Below are 14,561 nucleotides of genomic sequence, written 5' to 3'. Positions count from 1 at the left end.
GGCACGATGAACTCAACTACTAAAAACGATGCTAAGCGTCCATTCCCTTGGCATCTTATTGTTTTTTTATTTCCCGCATTACTTATTTACTGTGTGTTCAGTGTTTACCCGCTAATCGATACATTGTTCCTGAGTTTATTTGATGAACAACAGGGACAAGCTCATTTTGTTGGCTTGAATAATTTTATTACACTGATTACCGACGAAAATTGGTCTCACGCTTTTTGGAACGCACTCAGTAACAACCTCAAGTTTTTCATCATTCATATGCTGGTGCAAAATCCAATTGGTCTATTACTGGCAGTATTATTGAGCAACCCAAAACTGCGTCTATCAAGTACCTATCGGACGCTCATATTTATGCCAACGATGTTATCCGTTGTCATTATCGGTTTTGTTTGGCAATTATTGCTTAGCCCAATCTGGGGGATCTCTGAAGAGTTCTTATACTCTATTGGTCTTGGTCATTATTTTGATGCATGGCTTGGTAAAGAAAGCTCAGCCTTACTAACACTTAGCTTAATTTCTGTTTGGCAATTTGTCGGCATCCCGATGATGTTAATATATGCAGCCCTGTTAAATATTCCAGACGATATTTTAGATGCTGGCGTTGTTGATGGTGCCAACCCGTTACAAACCTTTTTACACATTAAGCTTCCGCTTATTTTGCCAACAATATCGATGGTTTCTATCTTAACCTTTGTTGCTAACTTTAACGCCTTTGAACTGATATATGCGGTTAAAGGCGCATTGGCTGGCCCTAACTTTTCTACTGATCTTATGGGTACTTTCTTTTATCGAACATTCTTTGGTTTCCAGTTACAACAAGGCAGCGAAAGTATGGGTGCCGCCGTTGCAACACTGATGTTCTTGATCATTCTGATTGGTGTTATGTTGTTTTTATTTTTTGTTCAACGTCGTATTCGACGCTTCCAACTATAAGGGCATAGCATGTTATCTGTAAAAAATTTAATGCCTAGAACGCTCAATCAGCTATCTAAAAGCACCACCATTCATGCCGTATTGCTTTTTTATACTCTGATTGCTTTGTTTCCTATTTTTGTTGTTGTAATCAATGCTTTTAAATCACGCAAAGCCATCTTTAATGACCCGCTAGCTCTGCCAACGACCGATACTTTTTCGTTAGTCGGCTTTCAAGAAGTTTTATTACGCTCAAACTTTGGGCTCTACTCATGGAACAGCTTAGTTGTTACTTTGCTCGCCGTTGGTTTAGTACTGCTGCTTGGCGCAATGGCGGCATGGGCGCTCACCGAATATAAATTTAAAGGTAATATCTTTATCGCCTTTTTATTTGCAATGGGCATTATGATCCCAATTCGGTTAGGAACCGTCAGTATTTTACGGCTAATGGTTGAACTTAACCTAGCCAACACTTTAACGGCATTGGTATTGGTCTATATTGCGCAAGGCTTACCTTTGGCGGTCTATATTTTGTCGGAATTTGTTCGCACTATTCCAAAAGAATTAACCGAAGCGGCACGCTGCGATGGGGTTAGCGAATATAAAATATTTTTCTGCATTATTTTACCGCTGCTACGCCCTGCTATGGCAACAGTCGCCGTATTTACAATGATACCTATCTGGAACGATTTATGGTTCCCACTCATTTTAGCGCCAGGTGAAAATACACGAACCATTACGCTCGGAGTTCAACAGTTTGTTGGCCAATATGTCACCAATTGGAATTCTGTTCTTTCCGCATTAACGCTGGCCATTGTTCCGGTGTTAATTCTGTACGTTATTTTCTCTAAGCAACTCATTCGAGGCCTAACCAGCGGCGCAGTGAAATAACTGCCAAACGCTAAGTGCCACAGAGGACTATTATTTATGGCTAGTTTAAAACTCAGCAACATTAAAAAAAGTTTTGGTAACGTCGATGTTTTACATGGCATCGATCTAGATATTAAGGACGGCGAGTTTGTTGTTCTTATTGGTGAATCTGGTTGCGGAAAATCGACACTACTTCGACTACTTTCAGGCCTAGAAGATATTACCGAGGGTGATTTATACATAGATGATGAGCGTGTAAATAACCACCCACCTGCAAAACGAAGCATCGCAATGGTATTTCAATCCTACGCGCTTTACCCCCATATGAACGTTCTTAAAAACATGGCATTTGGATTAAAGATATCAGGACAAAGTAAAGGCTATATCAAAGAAAAAGTCGTTGATGCCGCTAAAAAACTTAAGATTGACCACCTACTAGAACGATTACCTCGTGAACTTTCAGGTGGTCAGCGCCAACGAGTTGCGATTGGTCGAGCAATTGTACGTGACCCTAAAGTGTTTTTGTTTGATGAGCCGTTATCAAACTTAGATGCTTCGTTGCGTGGCCAAACTCGCGTCGAACTAGGGAAGTTGCATAAAGAGCTGGATGCAACCATTATTTATGTTACTCACGATCAAGTAGAGGCCATGACATTGGGTGACAAAATCGTTGTTATGAACCAAGGCCGTATAGAACAGGTAGGCACTCCTCTTACTTTGTATCACAGCCCTGAAACTCGTTTTGTAGCAAGCTTTATTGGCTCACCTAACATGAATTTCTTAAACGCAAAGCTGCATAAGTCTGATTCAAACATGAGCGAGCTACTGCTCGACTCAGGTTTAAAAATAACCGTCGCCATAAATGCTAGCAACCTTCAAACAGGAACTCCTCTGGAACTTGGCTTCCGCCCTGAACATATACAAATAGATCAGCCTGAGAATCAATTATCTGGCGTTATCACTCTAATTGAACAGCTGGGTGAATTATCCTATTTATACGTTAAAATAGCCGATCATCCTGAAGAAATTGTCCTAAAAGTTCCAGGAAACAAAGCCTTTAAATTCGGTGATGAAATAAAATTTGGTATTAGTGCTGAGAATCTTTATGTTTTTGATCAGTCAGGAAAGGCGTTACAACGAACACATAAAAGTCTCAATGAAAGCCAATAAAGTACTCTCAACCTAACGAGACTTATTTAGGATTTTAAATGCTTGAAGAGCGATTAGAACAACTGTTTGGAAGCCCTCTTAACCTTCGGCAGAAAGGCACGCCGCTTTACCTTTTGGTTAAGAAGGCGATTAATGCTCCGATACTCGACGGTCGACTCATTGGTGGTGATAACTTACCACCAGAGCGCGACCTCGCGCAGTACCTGAATGTCTCTCGTGTTACGATCAGACGCGCTATTGATGAGCTGGTCAAAGACGAGGTCCTCACTCAACGTCAAGGTGCTGGCACCTTTGTCAGTGAGCGTGTTGAGCAGCCACTCAATCATTTGCGTAGCTTCACCGAGATTATGCAAGATCGCGGCAAAAGCATCAGTTCAAAGTGGCTAGATCGATCGTTAGGCATGCCACGAGCAGAAGAACGAGCAGCCTTAAACTTGCAAGACGATGACCTAGTGGTCCGTTTTTATCGATTACGTTTTACCGATGGAAAACCCATGGCATTAGAACTGGCCAGTATTCCTAGCCAGTACATTCTTAATCCATTCGCCGTTGAAGGCTCACTCTATGCCTTACTCGACAAACAAGGTAAACGGCCTGTTAGAGCATTCCAACGCCTAAGAGCCATCAGCATCGATTCAGAACGTGCAAACCTGTTAAGCATTCCTGAATCCAGTGCCGTGCTGTATATAGAGCGAACCGGAGTCTGCGCCGAAAACTCTCCTGTGGAATTTACGCGATCTTGGTTCCCGGGAGACTCCTATGATTTTGTCGCTGAATTACAAAATACGCTATAGTTTATAACCAAAATTAGAAACGGCTACTAAGAAAAATAATGACTATCAGTAGCGATCAACATAAGCCCTTGTTGTTCTAAATTGGCTTTGATGTCATCGAGTTTTCGTTCATCGCTGACTTCAAATTGCTCCAGTGCCGTTGCAGCATCTTCTGCGTAGCCTCCTGGCTGAGTAATCGATTCGGCGCTCATGCTGGTGATACCCAAACGTGCAATGCCGTTGCGAAATTCTGGGGCTTCGCGGGTGCTTAAACCCAAATCCAGTTCGGCATCAAATAAGCGCCAGGCTAAAATTAATTGCAGTAATTCTCGGTCGCTAATGTGCAATGGGTTTTCTAATTCTCCGGCACATGGTCTAAGCCTTGGAAAGCTCATACCAAAACGTGCGGTCCAATATTTTTTTTGTAAATGGCGCAAGTGTAACGCGCACGCCAAACTGTCTTGTCGCCAATCAGTGAGGCCGATCAATATACCTAAATTAATTTTTAAAAAATCAGCATCGGCAGCACGCTCTGGAGCGTTTAGTCGATAAACCATATCTTGTTTTTTTCCGTGCCGGTGATGTTCGGCATAACTGGCTGGATTATAGGTTTCTTGATACAGACTGAGTGACTCAACGCCCTGCTTGCGCAACACGCCATACTCTTCAGTTGTGAGCGGCTGCACTTCAATAGCTAATTGACTGAATTTTGGTTTTAAACGTTTGACTGCGTTGCTTAGGTAATCAATCCCGACAGTTTTTTCGGCTTCTCCGGTCACTAACAAAACACTATCGAAACCGCGTTTTTTTAGTGCTTCGGCTTCGGCATCTATTTCATTGTTGTCTAAGGTTTTTCGGCGCAGTTTATTGTGAATACTAAAACCGCAATAGCTGCACCAATTCGAGCAGACATTACTCAAGTACAGCGGTGCGTAACTTTGAATAACATGACCAAACCGCTGCCGTGTTAAGCGTTGCGCTTTTTCTGCCATCTGTTCCAAATAAGGCTGCGCTTGCGGAGAAATTAACGCGGCAAAATCGTCAATTGATAAACGATCTTTTTGCAATGCTCGTTGCACTGCGGCATCGTCAACCTGTTTCAGCGGCGTTGCTAAGTCATCCCAACGTTGTTGCGACCAGCCGTTGGCAAAGTTTAGCTCGGTGCTAGTTTGAGTTCTTTTTCCGGTGCTGCTCTCGTTACTTTTTTTAGTGCTAATTTGAATACTTTGGCTCATGAGCTTGCCCCTAAAAAATCAGTCAACGGGCTGGAAGCGACAGCAGTTGCATTGCTCGATTGCGCACCCAAGCCAGCCTCGTAAGCTTGGCGACCGGTAATCACCGCCTGCTTAAAACAGGCCGCCATGGCAACCGGGTTTTGCGCACTGGCAATGGCGGTATTAACCAAGACAAAATCGACTCCCATTTCCATTGCCTGCATGGCATCAGAAGGCTTACCAATGCCAGCATCGACCACCACCGGCACGTTGGCTTGCTCAACAATCATCTGAATAAAATCACGTGTTAGTAAGCCCTTATTACTACCAATCGGCGCTGCTAGCGGCATCACGGCGGCACTGCCTGCCTCTTCTAAACGCTTAGCCAATACTGGATCCGCATGCATGTATGGCATGACGTGAAAACCCAACTCAACCAACTGTTCGGTGGCCTTTAACGTTTCGATTGGGTCTGGCATTAAATAACGCGGATCAGGGTGAATTTCCAACTTGACCCAACGTGTACCGGTTGCCGAGTGTGCAAGCTTGGCAGCAAAAACCGCCTCTTCTGCGTTGCGCGCGCCGCTGGTATTTGGCAATAGCTGAATGCCAGCTTCGATTAACGGCGTAACAATCGGATCAGTTTTTTCATTCGGGTTAACGCGACGCATCGCCAAAGTAACTAATTCGCTGCCACTGGCTTTAACCGCCTCGACCATCACTTGGCTCGAAGAAAACTTGCCCGTGCCCAACAGCAGTCGGGAATTAAATGTTTTGTCTGCAATTTTCATCTTCAACCACCTGCAATCAATTTAAATACAACCAACTCATCCTGATCTTTCAAGGTAATATCGGGCCATGTATCGGGTGGCAAAATTTCATTATTAACGGCGACCGCAACGCCCTGAGTTTCGATACACAATTGCTCCAAGGCAGCAATCAGTTGGCTATTATCAGCAACCGTTTGTGGCTCATCGTTCAATAAAATATTCATGACGTCACTCCCAAGATTGGAAAGCTGAAGCGATGCAATGCTCGACAACGAATGCAACAAATACAGGTAAAAAGCTGTGTTAAAAAATTACAGTGGCAGAGCTGAATATTTTTTAGAAAAGGAGGACTCAATGAGAGGTGCATGCAAAGCTCCAATAGAAAAATAACGTCGGAGCCTCACTAGGTGAGAAATGTGGACAAAAAAAGCTATGTAGGCGATTCTCTTGTTTCCTTCGCAGGTATTAGCCTGATCAGGTTCCACGGATCCCGCAGTGTTTGACGTTACAGGGTAACAACCAAACGGTGCGATCTCAGCTCTTTCGAGCACTCCGACAAGTGCGCCTAAATTAAAACAAGCGGCATTTAGATGCAACCGCGTTTTGTTATTTAACCGCCAAACAAAACCATTATCAGGTTTAATCTAACGAGCGAAAACGCTCAACCAACCAGTCGACAAAGACACGCGTGCGCGACGACAACTGCTTGTGATGTGTCATCAATGCCGAAACAGGCATGGCCGGCGGCGGAGTTGACGGTAGCAGTTCTACGAGACGATTCTCTTTTAGCTGCTGCTCAATTCGATAGCGAGGCACCTGAATAATGCCTAAGCCGGCAACCGCGGCTCCAGTGTAAAGATCGGCACCATTGACAAAAAGATCGGCTCGAAGGTTTACCGCGACAACCTGATTATCGACAACAAAATCTAGATCGGTTTGATGACCAAATTCATGCGAACTATAACCAACCGCCTGATGCGTCGATAATTGCTCAATGCTATTGGGGGTTCCAAATTTTGCTAGATAGTCTGGGCTGGCGACGGTTAGCTGCGGCATTTGCGCCAGCGGCCGCGCCACCAAAGTAGAATCCTGTAGTGTGCCTGCACGCAGAACGCAGTCGATCCCCTCACGTACTAAATCCACCAGACGATCATCTTCACCAATATGCAATTGGATGTCTGGGTAACGCGCAACAAAATCCGCTAAATAAGGCACAACAAAATGCTTCGCCAAGGTGCCTTGCAAATTAACACGTAATAAGCCTTTTGGGTTCTGCTCTAAAAAAGTCCGCTCAGTGTCTTCAAGCTCGGCAAGAATTTGTAGGCAGCGGCGATAATAATACTGCCCTTCTTGAGTCATTCTGACTTGCCGAGTGGTTCTTTGTAACAGCCGACTTCCAAGCCTCGCCTCCAAACGTTTTATCGTATTGGTCACCGTTGCGCGTGGTATCTGCAAGTCTTCCGCGGCTTGCGTAAAGCTATTGCGCTCAGCAATCCGCACAAATATCTGCATTTCCTGAAAACGATCCATAACCGCTCCATCATTTTAAAGTGCTGCTGCTATGCAAAGTGCCGTCGTTATGCAAAGCACCATTGTTGTTAAAAATGGAATAGTAATGACAATTTTAGGCTAATTATTAAAGCCACTCCAGCCAGTAACCTTCTTTTCCGTCAGATGGAAGACATTATTTTCATTACCGGAGGTCACCAAATGACACAGACTCAACCCCAGACTCAAACCACAACTACAACAGACCAACCGGTTGCCATCGTAACAGGGGCATCACGTGGCATTGGAGCACAAATTGCCCAACGCCTAGCCTACGATGGCTACCGAGTGGTGATTAATTACCAAGCCAATGCTCAGGCCGCCGACGCGCTTGTCGCTCAGATTGAAAAACAAGGCGGTAAAGCACTGGCGATTCAGGCAGACATATCCAACCCTGAGCAAGTTGACGCTCTGTTTGCTCAGACCAAACAAAGCTTTGGCCGCATTGACGCGCTCATCAATAACGCTGGCATTCTGCAAGTCACACCGATGGCCGAAACCAGTATTGAACAGCTGAACCGCGCCTTCGCAATCAATACCCAAGGCACCTTTTTAACTATGCAAGCTGCGTATAAAGAGATGGCAACAGGTGGTCGTATCATCAACCTGTCGAGCACAACCTTAGCGCTGAACATGCCAGGTTACGGACTCTATAACGGCACCAAAGCGGCAGTCGAAGCCTTTACTCGCATCTTTGCTAAAGAGATGCGCGGTAAAAACATTACGGTTAACGCCGTTGCACCGGGGCCGGTCTCGACCGAGCTGTTCTTGAACGGTAAAAGTGATGAGCAAATTGCACAGTTTTCCAAAATGCCACCGCTAGAGCGCTTAGGCCAACCAAGCGATATCGCCAATGTTATTTCCTTCCTTTGCTCTGCAGATGCAGGTTGGATAAACGGCCAAATCATTCGTGCCAACGGCGGGATCGGCTAGTTAGTAATCATACGAGATTCCTAACCTATGACGATTTGCAATGAACGACATTATTAGCCTGACTCGTCCTAAAATATAAGCCGCGATAAAGCGCGCTCATTAAGCTGTGATGAAGTCGTCATCCTGTACCTCGACGGCTTCATTTATTTGGTCGCTAAAGGCACGCGAACCATTGCTTTCTGGCGATTTAAAGAGCCTAAATATTTGATTTAAATACTGTTTTCTAAAAGCAGGAAATTATTATATTCATCGACTTGATATTGATCTAAATCAAGCCACACTGAATTAGGTATTTGCATGCTTTTCAGGAATTCCAGTGGCTTTAACCTTTATACCTAGAACGGTCCTAATCGGACTGCTATTTTTTGTCACCTACTATGCATTGGCATCGCTGTCGCTAATGCTCACTCGATCTGGCCATGCTATGGCATTGCTATGGTTGCCTAATATCGCCACCGGCCTGTTATTGATAAAACACGACCTTAAGCACTGGCCAGTCATTGCCATCGCTATCGCTGCCGGTAATTTTTTAGCTGACCTGCCTTACTCGTCCGACTTATTAAAAACATCATCCTTTGTTTGCGCTAACCTTTGCCAAGTTATGATTACTGGCTATTTTTGCCGGCAACATACCCGCTTTAATGAATTAATTAATGTACCGGAAGAATTTTTTAAAGCGATGGTGCTCTCTTGCCTTGTAGCACCGGCCATTGCCGGCGTTGTCATTTCAATTTTGTTTTACATGCAAGGTAATTACGATGTTTCTAACAGCTGGGCAAATTGGATGAATGCCAAACTCATTGGCGGTCTTAGTTTGTTTGGCTTCATGGTTTGCTGGCTTAATCTAGGCGCGAAACGTATTGCACAGGTATTAATTAGCCCAATCAGTGCCAGTATTTTTGCGGGCTCTGTCATTGGTATTTACTGGGCATTTAACCATTCATCCGAACCCTATTTACTGGCCTTTTTATTATTAATCTTGGTCTCTATTTGGTCCTTTACACGCCTAGCCATTATCGCTGCAACAATGGCAGTGATGATGCCAGTTCTCTCTACTGCTGACAGCTTTGGCATTGAAAACCCAGTTTATCTTTTTATCAATCTCGGCTTAGTCTTTTTATTCAGCAATCTATTTGGCATAAAATTGCGCGAGTTGCGGCGTAAAAAGAACCTCTATCGCGATCTATCGATTGAAGCCACCAACGTTTACGAGCGAACACCGATGCCACTTCATTCTATCGATGACAATGGCAACATTGTCGCAGTCAGTGACAAGTGGCTAGAACTGTTAGGCTATCGTCGGCATGAAGTTATCGGAAAAAAATCGGCCATCTTTTTAACACCTGAATCTGCTAAAAAAGCAGTCGAAGAGGTTTTGCCTGAGTTTTTTGAAAATGGATACATCAATAACGTTAATTACCAATTTATCCGTAAAGATGGCTCCTTACTCGACATTGAACTTTCTGCTATTTACGTCGAAGAAGATCACGGCGGCCGCTCTTATGCTGTATTGAACGACGTTACGCGTGAACGCCGCTTAGCAGAAAACCTTAAAGAAGAAAAAGACCTGTTGGAGATCACTGTAAATTCAATGGGTGACGGCATGGTCACTACCGACGCTAATGGCTACATCACCTTTTTAAACCCAGTTGCCGAATTACTTACTGGGTTCACTCAGGCCGACGCGGTTGGTGAACCGTTTGAAAACGTCGTACATCTGTTTGATAGCGATACCGGAAAAACCATTGCCAACCCAACACTACTCGCTATCGAGAAAAAAGCACGCATGGGTATACCAGACACCGCGACATTAAAAAGTCGCAGTGGCGATATTTTCAGCGTTCAAGATTCTGTTTCACCGATCATTGACGACAAGGGAGTGGTTCACGGCGCAGTCATGGTGTTCCAAGACGTCTCGGAGACTCGGGCTATCTCTGAGAAGATGTCTTACTTAGCACAACACGACATGCTAACCGACCTGCCGAACCGAGTACTATTTACCGACCGTTTATCGCGCGCCTGCTCACAGTATCAACGCAATGGTGATGGCTTCTCTCTGCTCTTTTTAGATTTAGATAATTTTAAAACTATTAACGACACTCTCGGCCACAGCGTTGGCGATAAAGCACTCAAGCACGTTGCTAATCGTATTAAGAAAAAACTACGCCAGACCGATACCGTATCTCGTATTGGCGGTGATGAATTTTTAATTCTACTGCAAGGCGAAATGAGCCTGTTAGAAACCTCTCGTTTTTGTAACGACCTATTACAAATTATTGGCGAACCGTTAGTACTGCAAGGCCGTAGCCATAGTATTGGAGCCAGCATTGGCGTTGCTTCCTGTCCGAAAGACGGTGAAGACCCAGAGACGCTCATGCGACGCGCCGACTCAGCCATGTACCAAGCCAAAGATACAGGCCGACACCGCTTTACTCTCTATTCAAAAGAGCATGAAGATGCGCTCAATGCGCGTTTAAAAGTAGAAACAGAACTTCGCTACGCGATAGAAAATGAAGAGGTTCGGCTGCACTACCAACCCATTGTTGAGGCCGGTTCATTTACCACTATCTATGCCGAAGGCTTATCTCGCTGGACCAATGCAGAAGGCACCTTTGTACCGCCAGATGTTTTTATCGGTGTTGCTGAAGAAGCGCAGCTGATTCATAAACTAGGCGAGATGACTTTCCGCCAAGCCTGCTCGGTACTGAATTTTTCTCGCACTAAAGGCAATGCGCCCTTTAATAAATTATCGATTAACATCAGCGCCATCGAATTAAGCCGAGCCAATTTCTTTGAAAGTGTGCAACGAATATTAAAAGAGGAACGAGCCAGCGCTGATTGGTTTATTTTTGAAATTACCGAAACCTCATTAATGCAGAACCCTGAGCACTCGCTGCAAACCCTGCATCGATTAAAATCTATTGGTATCTCTATTGCTATTGATGATTTTGGCACCGGCTATTCGAGTCTGAGTTACCTGAAACGATTCCCTGTTGATATTATTAAAATCGATAAAGAATTTATTCGTGACTTTCATATCGATAATCAAGACCGTCACTTTGTCAGCGTAATTGTTCAGCTGGCAAAAATGCTACAAATTAAAGTAGTCGCCGAAGGTGTTGAAAATAGCCATCAAGCAGATGCACTCACCAAGATTGGTTGTGACTATCTACAGGGCTATTACTTTTCTAAAGCTCAGCCGTTTCAATATTTTTATGATCAAATCGACGCCCCTCTTAAATCAAACGTCATTCAATACTCTAAGGCTACGTTCAAATAAAAATAAAACTGTAGGCGATGAATAGGCTTCATCGTCTACGCGCCTTGTTTTACTTTCTGTTATTTTGTTTTTTTCCACTGCTTTTTGCTAATCGATAGCAGCATTGGCTTTGCCTAGCTTCCATCTCTACCCACGTGCAAACAACCAGCATTTATCGCCACTGAATACTGTACAAACTATGGCTGAAATGTGTCCCATTGTCGGAAAACTTAAAAGATCGTGCAGTTAGGCCGCATACGTGATCATAGCCACGCTTTTAACAAGCAGAAGCTCTATCATTAGGCGGCATTAGGCAGTCACTCCAAAACTGCGCTCTCAGACAATGATGTTATCGAGGCAACAATGACAAATCATTCACCCGTTTCTCTTTTAAGCAGCTCGGCACTGTTAGTTGTTTTTCTTTCTAGCTGCCAAACTCATGCCGCAGTTAACACCAGTTCATCGCTACAACTGACCAACCTAGCAGTAGAAACCGAACAACAGCTTTGCTACAGCACTTCCAAGGTTATTAACTGTGGTAGCGACAGTCGCTATTCAGGCCAAGATGCCGAATACACAGGCAACCAACAGCACTATATTAAGCACGACAACGGCACGGTAAGCGACCAAGTCACGGGGCTGATGTGGATGGCCTCACCGGATACCAATAATGATGGCCAATTAACCAAAGCCGATAAGCTGACCTCGCAACAAGCTGCCGACTACTGCGAGTCGTCCAATTTTGCTGGCTATAATGATTGGCAACTACCGACGATTAAACAGGCCTATTCGTTAATTAATTTTCAGGGCACCGACACCTCACCAGAAGCGCGAAACACGTCTAAATTAACGCCCTTTATCGACACTAACTATTTTGATTTTGCCTACGGCAACCCTGCCGAAGGAGAACGCATTATCGATGTGCAGTACGCAACATCGACTCACTACCGCAACGATGAAGGCACCGCGATGCTGTTTGGGGTCAACCTTGCAGACGGTCGAATTAAGGCTTACGGCGAAAAAATGCGCGGCGTTAATAAAACCTATTCGGTTCAGTGTGTACGTGGTAACACCAACTACGGCAGCAGCGAACTGGTGGACAACCAGAATGGCACCATCACAGATATTCAGTCCGGCTTGATGTGGGCACAAAATGACAGCGGCGCGGACTACGACAGCGGCATAAACTACCAACGTGATATTAACTGGCAGCAATCTCAAGGTAATAGCAACGTACCCTTAGCGGCGAATGCAAAAAGCAAAGGCGCTATGAACTGGGTCGAAGCGCTAGCTTACGTACAGCAAATGAATGATCAGGCTTATTTAGGCTACAGCGACTGGCGCTTGCCCAATGTAAAAGAGCTCGTCAGCTTAGTGGATTACAACTATTCACCGGCAAAAACTCAATCACCGGCCATCGCCCCCCTATTTAACAGTACACCCATCACCAACGAAAACGGAGAAGCCGACTGGGCTTTCTATTGGAGCAGTACAACACACCAAGCACTGACGCCTCGCGGATTGCGAGTGAACTATGCCTCCTATGTCGCCTTTGGTCGCTCACTAGGCTACAGCAAGCGCTTAGGCGGCTGGTTTGATGTTCACGGCGCAGGCTCACAACGTAGCGATCCAAAAACTTGGGACGGAACTGACTACAGCAACGGTCACGGGCCACAAGCCGACGCCATTCGGGTACTTAATTACGTTCGTTTAGTGCGCGACGCAAACGAATAACATCTCGCTTAGCCATTCACTCAACTATTCCAACCACTAAAAAACACCCGCTTAGGCGGGTGTTTTTTTGCTGCTAGTTATAAAGCCGTTAATCAAAAAAATACATACTAAATACTGTATTCAGTTTCGTTTTAGGTTTCGCTGAAATGGCGGCAGTTGTATTGGCTCAATACGAAAAAAATTAAGACGAATAATGAACGGCTATTTCACCGCAGTACTATCTCGTACAACCAGTTCGGCTGAAATAATTTCGTGGCGAGCGGGAAGGTCGTTGGTTTTATCTTGAATACGTTCAATCAATAATTGTGCTAAACGCTGGCCGATCCAAAAAACCGGCTGGCATAAGGTGGTTAATCGTGGGTCACACATTTGGTCGTAGCCGACACCATCAAAGCCAACCACTGAAAGTTGCTGCGGGATTTTACGATTCAATTCGCGAGCCGCTTGAATCACACCGATCGCCAATAAATCGGATGTGCAAACAACACCGGTTACAGCACTGTGACTTAACACATCAATCGCCTGCGATTTTGCAGCATAAGAGGTATCTTCTAAACCAGAGACAACCCAATTTGGATCGACATCAATTCCGTATTCTGCCATCGCTTTGCGATAACCCTGCTCTCTTTCGATTAAAGAAGAATCGTTTGAATCAAATTTAAAAAGTGCAATCGCAGTATGACCGAGAGACAACAGATGTTGAGTCGCCAGATAAGCGCCTTCAAAATGGTTTAGATCAACCCAGTCTAATTGGTTTGCCATTTCGCCCAAACGCTGGCCTTTGCCAAATAACACTACAGGCGTAGAAAGTTTTAATAATTCGTTATAGCTGTGCTCATCGTGCAGCTCAGTTAAAATAATGCCGTCGTATTTAATCGTCGATGACAACTCATCCTCAATCAATACCGCCAAACGGTTTTCCGACAACACAGAAGCAATGCCTGCAAACAAAGCAGTGAAATAGGGATCACTCATGCCCAATCGTTTTGGCATGACCAACTTAACAATGCCGGTCGACTTAGTGACCAGTGCTCGAGCCGCTTGGTTCTGTTGATAGCCCAATTGTTGAATTGCATCCTGTACGCGCTTTAACGACTGCGGTGACACCTTTTCAGGGTTATTTAACGCCCTAGAAACGGTCATCGCAGATACATTAGCGAGCTTTGCAACATCGTATACTGTCGTCATTTTCTCAGCATATTCTTAGCGTAAATAATCAGCATGCGAATAAAATAATTCACATCGTTAGCTGTAATTCACGGTATCAAATTAAATTTAACTCTTTGTTTTTATTTAGAAATTTTAAAATTATTCTACCGTTTTTTATTTAGTCTAGCCTGCCCTAAAATTTTTACGAAACCAGTCAAGA

12 protein-coding genes and 1 riboswitch are annotated in these 14,561 nt (G+C 44.5%); of the genes, 7 read left to right on the top strand and 5 right to left on the bottom strand.

Annotated elements, in window-relative coordinates; translation table 11 throughout:
• Positions 1-6 precede the first annotated feature (6 nt).
• The 4 genes from FME95_RS11515 to FME95_RS11500 are packed head-to-tail and all read left to right on the top strand — an operon-like array spanning position 7 to position 3,755.
• On the top strand, positions 7-942 hold the full coding sequence (locus tag FME95_RS11515; protein ID WP_147714632.1) for a carbohydrate ABC transporter permease: 936 nt from the start codon (positions 7-9) through the stop codon (positions 940-942).
• A 9-nt stretch (positions 943-951) separates the two neighbouring features.
• Positions 952-1,812: a carbohydrate ABC transporter permease gene (locus FME95_RS11510; RefSeq protein WP_147714631.1), complete on the top strand. Its 861-nt coding sequence runs from the start codon at positions 952-954 to the stop codon at positions 1,810-1,812.
• A 36-nt stretch (positions 1,813-1,848) separates the two neighbouring features.
• Positions 1,849-2,961, top strand: a complete 1,113-nt coding sequence (locus tag FME95_RS11505) for an ABC transporter ATP-binding protein (RefSeq protein ID WP_147714630.1) — start codon at positions 1,849-1,851, stop codon at positions 2,959-2,961.
• 38 nt (positions 2,962-2,999) lie between these two features.
• On the top strand, positions 3,000-3,755 hold the full coding sequence (locus FME95_RS11500) for a GntR family transcriptional regulator (RefSeq protein ID WP_147714629.1): 756 nt from the start codon (positions 3,000-3,002) through the stop codon (positions 3,753-3,755).
• Between the two features lie 26 nt (positions 3,756-3,781).
• Here FME95_RS11500 and thiH read toward each other — a convergent pair whose 3' ends face one another.
• The 4 genes from thiH to FME95_RS11480 all read right to left on the bottom strand — a co-directional run bounded on the left by thiH (position 3,782) and on the right by FME95_RS11480 (position 7,248).
• The gene (gene thiH, locus FME95_RS11495) at positions 3,782-4,969 is read right to left on the bottom strand and encodes a 2-iminoacetate synthase ThiH (protein ID WP_147714628.1); all 1,188 of its coding nucleotides are present in this window, start codon (positions 4,967-4,969) and stop codon (positions 3,782-3,784) included.
• Entirely contained in the window at positions 4,966-5,739 is a 774-nt protein-coding gene (locus tag FME95_RS11490; RefSeq protein ID WP_147714627.1) for a thiazole synthase, read from the bottom strand. The genes thiH and FME95_RS11490 overlap by 4 nt, the downstream gene beginning before the upstream one ends.
• A 2-nt stretch (positions 5,740-5,741) precedes the next feature.
• A complete protein-coding gene (gene thiS, locus FME95_RS11485; RefSeq protein ID WP_147714626.1) occupies positions 5,742-5,942 on the bottom strand; it encodes a sulfur carrier protein ThiS in 201 nt (66 codons plus the stop codon).
• Between the two features lie 210 nt (positions 5,943-6,152).
• Positions 6,153-6,283: riboswitch (TPP riboswitch) on the bottom strand.
• A 74-nt stretch (positions 6,284-6,357) separates the two neighbouring features.
• Positions 6,358-7,248, bottom strand: a complete 891-nt coding sequence (locus FME95_RS11480; protein ID WP_147714625.1) for a LysR family transcriptional regulator — start codon at positions 7,246-7,248, stop codon at positions 6,358-6,360.
• Positions 7,249-7,428: 180 nt separating this feature from the next.
• Between FME95_RS11480 and FME95_RS11475 the strand changes: the two genes are divergently transcribed.
• The 3 genes from FME95_RS11475 to FME95_RS11465 all read left to right on the top strand — a co-directional run bounded on the left by FME95_RS11475 (position 7,429) and on the right by FME95_RS11465 (position 13,192).
• Positions 7,429-8,199, top strand: a complete 771-nt coding sequence (locus FME95_RS11475; RefSeq protein ID WP_147714624.1) for an SDR family oxidoreductase — start codon at positions 7,429-7,431, stop codon at positions 8,197-8,199.
• 316 nt (positions 8,200-8,515) lie between these two features.
• Positions 8,516-11,479, top strand: a complete 2,964-nt coding sequence (locus FME95_RS11470) for a bifunctional diguanylate cyclase/phosphodiesterase (RefSeq protein WP_147714623.1) — start codon at positions 8,516-8,518, stop codon at positions 11,477-11,479.
• Positions 11,480-11,821: 342 nt separating this feature from the next.
• On the top strand, positions 11,822-13,192 hold the full coding sequence (locus FME95_RS11465) for an Lcl C-terminal domain-containing protein (RefSeq protein ID WP_147714622.1): 1,371 nt from the start codon (positions 11,822-11,824) through the stop codon (positions 13,190-13,192).
• A 201-nt stretch (positions 13,193-13,393) separates the two neighbouring features.
• Here the strand turns inward: FME95_RS11465 and FME95_RS11460 are convergent, their stop codons facing one another.
• Positions 13,394-14,380 carry a LacI family DNA-binding transcriptional regulator gene (locus FME95_RS11460; RefSeq protein WP_147714621.1) on the bottom strand — a complete coding sequence of 329 codons (987 nt, stop codon included), beginning with the start codon at positions 14,378-14,380 and terminating at the stop codon, positions 13,394-13,396.
• Positions 14,381-14,561: the final 181 nt, after the last annotated feature.

The sequence above is a fragment of the Reinekea thalattae genome (assembly GCF_008041945.1).
Classification (GTDB): Bacteria; Pseudomonadota; Gammaproteobacteria; order Pseudomonadales; family Natronospirillaceae; genus Reinekea; species Reinekea thalattae.
This window is presented reverse-complemented; position numbering and strand designations above follow the sequence as displayed.

What these genes read in the sequence shown, in the direction of transcription:
- FME95_RS11460 (WP_147714621.1), bottom strand. Translation starts at nt 14,380, where the DNA reads ATGACGACAGTATACGATGTTGCAAAGCTCGCTAATGTATCTGCGATG.
- FME95_RS11510 (WP_147714631.1), top strand. Translation starts at nt 952, where the DNA reads ATGTTATCTGTAAAAAATTTAATGCCTAGAACGCTCAATCAGCTATCT.
- FME95_RS11490 (WP_147714627.1), bottom strand. Translation starts at nt 5,739, where the DNA reads ATGAAAATTGCAGACAAAACATTTAATTCCCGACTGCTGTTGGGCACG.
- FME95_RS11505 (WP_147714630.1), top strand. Translation starts at nt 1,849, where the DNA reads ATGGCTAGTTTAAAACTCAGCAACATTAAAAAAAGTTTTGGTAACGTC.
- FME95_RS11515 (WP_147714632.1), top strand. Translation starts at nt 7, where the DNA reads ATGAACTCAACTACTAAAAACGATGCTAAGCGTCCATTCCCTTGGCAT.
- FME95_RS11480 (WP_147714625.1), bottom strand. Translation starts at nt 7,248, where the DNA reads ATGGATCGTTTTCAGGAAATGCAGATATTTGTGCGGATTGCTGAGCGC.
- FME95_RS11475 (WP_147714624.1), top strand. Translation starts at nt 7,429, where the DNA reads ATGACACAGACTCAACCCCAGACTCAAACCACAACTACAACAGACCAA.
- FME95_RS11465 (WP_147714622.1), top strand. Translation starts at nt 11,822, where the DNA reads ATGACAAATCATTCACCCGTTTCTCTTTTAAGCAGCTCGGCACTGTTA.
- FME95_RS11500 (WP_147714629.1), top strand. Translation starts at nt 3,000, where the DNA reads ATGCTTGAAGAGCGATTAGAACAACTGTTTGGAAGCCCTCTTAACCTT.
- thiS (WP_147714626.1), bottom strand. Translation starts at nt 5,942, where the DNA reads ATGAATATTTTATTGAACGATGAGCCACAAACGGTTGCTGATAATAGC.
- thiH (WP_147714628.1), bottom strand. Translation starts at nt 4,969, where the DNA reads ATGAGCCAAAGTATTCAAATTAGCACTAAAAAAAGTAACGAGAGCAGC.